The sequence below is a fragment of the Candidatus Chordibacter forsetii genome, from assembly GCF_964187505.1.
Taxonomy (GTDB): domain Bacteria; phylum Verrucomicrobiota; class Verrucomicrobiia; order Opitutales; family Seribacteraceae; genus Chordibacter; species Chordibacter forsetii.
This window is the reverse complement of the sequence record NZ_CAXLML010000092.1, coordinates 1-5,931: the sequence shown is the minus strand read 5'-3', so window position 1 is coordinate 5,931 and position 5,931 is coordinate 1. Positions and strand designations below refer to the sequence as shown.

The following is a 5,931-nucleotide window of genomic DNA, read 5'->3' as shown; positions in this document are numbered from 1 at the left end:
GAACTGATAGAATTTCAACTTCAGAAAGAGGGGTTCACAACAAACTCCCTTTCAAACCCTTTGGAAGCAATTGGGCGGGCAAGAGACTTTCAACCCGACCTTATTATCCTTGATGTGATGATGCCCGAATTGGATGGGTTACGCCTTTGCAGCATGCTCAAAGTAGACTCACAGTTAAAAGACATACCCATCCTTTTTCTTACTGCCCGCAGTGATGCAGATGAAAGGGTGAAGGGGTTTGAAAGAGGGGCAGATGATTACCTGACCAAGCCTTTCGACAACCGAGAGCTAGTCGCCCGAGCCAAAGCAATTTTAGCAAGGACGCTCAAGAAAAAACTCGCGATGACCGGGAAACTCGAAGGCGGAGGCATTGTTCTTGATCCGGAAAGCCACGAAGTTTTCATTCATGATGAATTGGTCGACCTTACCCATACCGAATTCAGGTTATTACACTTAATGATGGAAAGGATCGGTCGGGTACAGAGCCGGGAAAACCTACTGGTTAATGTTTGGAATTATGACTCCGACATTGAGACCCGCACAGTTGATAACCATGTCGGCCGTTTACGGGGTAAGCTCGGTGATAAAGGAGAAATGATCAAAACGGTCCGTGGCGTTGGATACAAGCTGGTGATCGATTGATCATCCCCAAACAACCCTCACCTGTCATGATTGAAATTTCATCCCTTGTCCTGGGAGTACTTACTTTGTACTTTTGGGTACAACATCGGTACGGCCGTCAATTGTTACTCGATATTGCTACATCAATTCGTGAGGGCAACTCACTTCTCCTTGAAAAACCCTTATTGCTCAGCAAAGGATTCCCACTGAAGCTTTACCAAAAGGCAATGGATGAAAATGCCAACCGTATTGCCAACCTAGAAAGGGAGAGCGATCGTTCCACACATACTTTTAATGAAACCCTTGGAGGTATGCTAGACGGGGCAATAATCTTAAATCGGGATCATATAATTACCTTCGTAAACTCCACTGCTCAGAAAAACTTTTCTCTGGGACAAAGGATGCAAGGTCGTCGGCTTGAGGCCTTTATTGATTCTTTCGAAATTCTAGACTTAATTGATCAATCAGGAAGAGGATTAACCTCTGGTAAAGCCGAATTTACATTTCGTAAAAACGGCACAATCAAAGACTTTGAAGTTGCGATCGCCCTCCTTTCATCGATCCGCACTGAATCAAAAGATGTCTACCTTTTATTATTTAGGGAAGTCACCGAAATAAAACGGGCGGATCGCCTGCGTAAAGACTTTGTGGCCAATGCATCGCATGAACTTCGGACTCCCGTCACCATGATTAAAGGGTTTGCTGAAACATTGGTCGAATCCCCTACTCTACCAGCCGCCCGGCGTAGCTCTTTCATTTCTAAAATTCATAAGAATTCCCTCCGACTTCAGGCACTTGTAGATGATTTGCTCAGCCTTTCAGAACTGGAGGGAAGTGTGGATGCCTTCCAACCGACTAATAACAAACTATGTGAGGTTATTCGGGGAATCGATTTATACATCCAAGAAAAGCCTTATGTAGATGCATCCAAGTTAAAATTTTCACTCGCTGAGGAAAAAGATGCCTTCCCTTTTGATGCCATTAAAATGGCAATAGCCATAGGCAACTTGATTGATAATGCCTTTAAATACGCTGGTAGCTTTACCATAGTTGAGGTTTCCACTACTCTTTCGAAGGATAACAAAACCATCATCTGCTCGGTACGGGATGACGGAAACGGCATCCCCCAAAAAGACTTGGAACGAATATTTGAACGGTTTTATGTAGTAGATAAGGGACGATCAAGAGAGAAAGGTGGAACAGGACTGGGACTCAGCATTGTAAAACATGTTGCCGAGGGGCATGGAGGTCGGGTCTTTGCTCAAAGTAAATTGGGAAAAGGAACCACTTTTTCAATCGAACTCCCCAGATATCAGGATTCATGAAGATTCAAAGATGCCTTTGTTACAGAATTGGCGCAATTCCGTCACATAACAAACAATCGATTATGGTAAAATCCATTCCATTGTTTCATGAACCTCAATTTAAAGATTTATCCATGCTTCTATATGAACCTGTTTCTACAGGCACCCATGTAATCATACCTGTATGAATTCCTCGCAACGGAAAGACCACTGGATCAAAATATTTTTTGCCAGCAATGCAGTTACCTCAATCATCATTTTGGGGCTCATTACTCTTTTCCTCTTCAAAGAAGGAGTTGAATTTTTCGGACAGTACCGCGATGCACTCGAAAGGTACCGAAAGTCAGGAATGGAGTATGCCACTGTGGTCACCAAACAGCATGACGACCAAACTCTGCTTTACCGCTACCTCGAAAGTATACTTTCACAGGAAGTGGAATCCATGGAAGGTATAGCCAATGATTCCACCAAAAAAATACAGGCTCAAGCGAAGACTAAAGCATTATTACAATTGACCAGAGAATTTCAAAATACCAAGGAATTTCTTCTCGTATACGAAAAGAAAATGGTTAAATGGGCGGCAGAAACTAAGCTCTTTCTTTTAACCAAAAGCGACCTTATCGATGTCAAAAAAGAAGCAATTTCAAGTGATTTACCAGAAGAAGATTTTTCAGAATCCATTGAGGAGTTAAATGACCGTCAATCTTTCTCACATACTGAACTGGCCAGGTGGCAAAATTATTTTATACGGCACAAAAGGGAAGACTTAGCCAAAAGAATTAACCCCATGGTGGGAACTGAATCAGGTACCCACAAAACTGGTGAGATTAATAACCTGACCAGCATCATTCAGGAATCTGCCATCACTCAATACCCTGATATTTTAACTAAGCAGGATAATCGATTTTCAACCATTCTTTCTGATTACAAGCCATCCTTTATACTTTCCAAGTCTGAGGCAGATTTTAAAAAAGCAAAAGACGCCCTTAGTGAATACCTGATAAATGTCCCACTTTACAAAGAAAGACTAACCACTTGGGACCCGACCAAAGATTACCCTCTCCATCGGGCATTCAGCGGATTCCTCTTGGGTAAAGACTGGGTTACCAATAGTGCAAGACACGATTGGTATGGAGTCCTACCTTTACTTTCTGGATCGCTTTTGGTCAGTCTAATCGCCCTCGCTCTGGCTATTCCTTTTGGTGTGGGGTCCGCCATTTATGTAAACCAGGTTGCCACCGCACGTGAGCAGACATTCATCAAACCGGGCATTGAATTTATTTCAGCCATTCCATCGGTATTAATTGGTTTTTTTGGGATCGCCGTACTTGGGGGGATGGTCAGCCTTATTGCAGACGAACGGTTGAACTCTTTAACTGCAGGGTTCTTGTTGGCATTAATGACAGTGCCAACTATTTTTACCCTCGCGGAAGATGCACTCAATAATGTGCCCCGTGCTTTGCGAGATGCATCCCTCTCGCTGGGTGCAACACGCTGGCAAACTTGTGCCCGGGTAATCTTTCCCTCTGCAATTACCGGTATAATCTCTGCCATCCTCTTGGGGTTTGGACGGGTAATTGGCGAAACCATGGTGGTTCTGCTTTGTGCAGGAAATCGTATCGCCATACCTGATTTCACCTCTGGTTTGGGCGTTTTCGCTCAACCTGTTCATACCATGACTGGGATTATCGCTCAGGAAATGGGGGAAGTTGAGTTTGGCAGCATTCATTACCGTGCTCTTTTCATGGTAGGCATTGCCCTCTTCCTCATCGCATTACTTGTAAATTTCCTCTCTCAAACAATAGCGGGTAGGTACAAAGCAAGCTATTAGAATGATGAGTGCCCAAAAGGAACCCAAACATCCGTTCACACCTCGACTAAGTCGCGAACGCATTCAAGAAACATTTGTGTTTGGCCTCCTGCGTGGCATGACATTCTTTGTGCTCTTTTGCGCTGCCTTTCTCTTTTGGGATATTTTATCCAAGGGTGCAGGTAAAGTCTTCGAGGGGGAAGGTTTAATTAACTGGGAATTTCTTACCGAGCACCCTCAAACCCTCCATGTTATTGGAGAAGGTGAAGATGAGATCAAACTTAGTTCCAGCAACTACTACCGCCTCAAAGATGAGAAAATGTACGAAAAATGGAACACATTCCAAGGGACTTTCGATTACAACAACAAAAGAAACCAATTATTTGAGGCCAGCAAAGCCATTCAAAATGAGTGGGCCGATCAGTCATTGGTTTTAGCCGAAGCTCGTTTTATTGAAAGAGAGCAGAGAAAAGTATCCGATAAATTTTCCTTTTGGACAGAGCTAGTTACTAACCTTGAAAGCACCGCTAGCGACTTCGAAATCAAACGGGAAGAAGTACTCCCAATGGTTTCGCAATTCATGCTGGGACACTTTGAGAAAGAAAGAGGCAGACTCCAATTACTGAGCGATCAGGTAACGTTGTTTCGTGCACAGCAATATCCAAAAATCGAAAACCTTACCAAAGAGAACCTTAAGCAAATTCAATTGGCCTATAATCAATTCTTAGCCCAAGCACCTCAAACTTACAACCTTGCGATGAGGGAATTTGGAGAAGAAGTAACCATTACTTTTAATGACTTCTACTCGAAGGAAGGACCCAAGGAATTTGGACGCTTTGCTGAGGCACTTGTAGCCTACTCATCCGTACGGCAGGCATTTTTAGAAGAGGATCAAAACATGTCTAACTGGGATGACTTACAACAGTGTCTTTCTCCTTTTAAAGAAGCCATGGCGGTGGCTCTTCCTTCTCGTGACTTTGCCTATTCTGGAGGTGGTATTTTCCCGGCAATTGTAGGAACCTTACTTCTTGTGGTGGGCGCAATGGCCATCTCAATCGTCCTTGGTGTATTTTGTGCGATCTTTCTTGCAGAGTATGGAAAATCAGGAAAATTTCTTTCCATGGTAAGACTGGCCATTCTTAACCTTGCCGGAGTTCCTTCTATCATTTTTGGTCTTTTTGGTTTTGGTTTATTTGTCATCTTTTTGGATTGGAATGTTTCTTTGCTAGCTGGATGGTTCACCCTTGCCTTCATGGTTCTCCCGATTGTTATCACCGCAAGCGAGGAAGCCTTACGGTCTATCCCCCAGGGCTTCCGGGAAAGCTCGCTGGCACTTGGAGCAACCAAGTGGACGATGATCAAGACCAGCGTGCTGCCCTTTGCGATGCCTGGAATTCTTACTTCCTCTATTTTGGGAGTGGCACGTGCAGCTGGAGAAACCGCACCAATCATGTTTACCGCTGCCTATGCAAAAAGATCGGAGCTTCCCTGGGAAGGACTCGAGCATTGGACCGACTTTTTCTTTCAGGGAGTAATGGCTCTCCCCTACCACATCTATGTTGTCAGCGCTAAAATTCCCCAAAATGAATACACCGCCGACATGCAATATGGCACCGCTTTTATTTTTCTCCTTCTGGTCGTTGGAATAGCCAGCCTGTCCATCATGCTCCGTAACCGACTTCGAAAGAAATACCGTTGGTAAATCATCTACACATTTAAAGCCATGCAAGAAGCACCCACCGCAAACCCCGAAAATTCTTCATTAGAAAACACAGAGGAGTATAGAGAACCGGCAATCCGTATAAAGGAGCTCGATTTCCTCTACGGAAATAACCAGGTAATCCATAATGTTACGCTCGATATTTTCCCCAAAGAGATAATGGCTTTTATTGGCCCTTCAGGATGTGGAAAAAGTACCCTTTTGCGCTGCCTTAACCGCATGAATGACCTAGTCGATGGAGCCCGTATTGGGAAAGGGTCGATTGAGATACATGGAGTTGACCTGCATGATAAAAGTGTGGATGTAATCGAACTGCGCAAGAAAGTCGGCATGGTCTTCCAAAAATCAAACCCATTCCCCAAGTCGATTTATCAAAATGTTGCTTATGGCCTTCAAATCCAGGGAGTAAAATCAAAGCGTACTATTGATGAAAAAGTCGAGGAATCTCTCCGAAAAGCTGCACTTTGGGAAGAGGT

5 protein-coding genes are annotated in these 5,931 nt (G+C 43.9%); all 5 read left to right on the top strand.

The window, feature by feature from the left end; translation table 11 throughout:
• Positions 1-642, top strand: a 642-nt coding sequence (locus tag ACKPQ4_RS04335) for a winged helix-turn-helix domain-containing protein (RefSeq protein ID WP_407679981.1), incomplete at its 5' end; no start/stop codon positions are given.
• A gap of 26 nt (positions 643-668) precedes the next feature.
• Positions 669-1,946: a sensor histidine kinase gene (locus tag ACKPQ4_RS04330; RefSeq protein WP_407679980.1), complete on the top strand. Its 1,278-nt coding sequence runs from the start codon at positions 669-671 to the stop codon at positions 1,944-1,946.
• Between the two features lie 163 nt (positions 1,947-2,109).
• Positions 2,110-3,756, top strand: a complete 1,647-nt coding sequence (pstC, locus tag ACKPQ4_RS04325) for a phosphate ABC transporter permease subunit PstC (RefSeq protein WP_407679979.1) — start codon at positions 2,110-2,112, stop codon at positions 3,754-3,756.
• 1 nt (position 3,757) lies between these two features.
• Entirely contained in the window at positions 3,758-5,437 is a 1,680-nt protein-coding gene (gene pstA, locus ACKPQ4_RS04320; protein ID WP_407679978.1) for a phosphate ABC transporter permease PstA, read from the top strand.
• A 21-nt stretch (positions 5,438-5,458) separates the two neighbouring features.
• On the top strand, positions 5,459-5,931 hold a 473-nt coding region (locus ACKPQ4_RS04315; protein WP_407679977.1), incomplete at its 3' end, for a phosphate ABC transporter ATP-binding protein.

Coding starts and splice junctions, on each gene's coding strand:
- pstA (WP_407679978.1), top strand. CDS start 3,758: ATGATGAGTGCCCAAAAGGAACCCAAACATCCGTTCACACCTCGACTA.
- ACKPQ4_RS04330 (WP_407679980.1), top strand. CDS start 669: ATGATTGAAATTTCATCCCTTGTCCTGGGAGTACTTACTTTGTACTTT.
- pstC (WP_407679979.1), top strand. CDS start 2,110: ATGAATTCCTCGCAACGGAAAGACCACTGGATCAAAATATTTTTTGCC.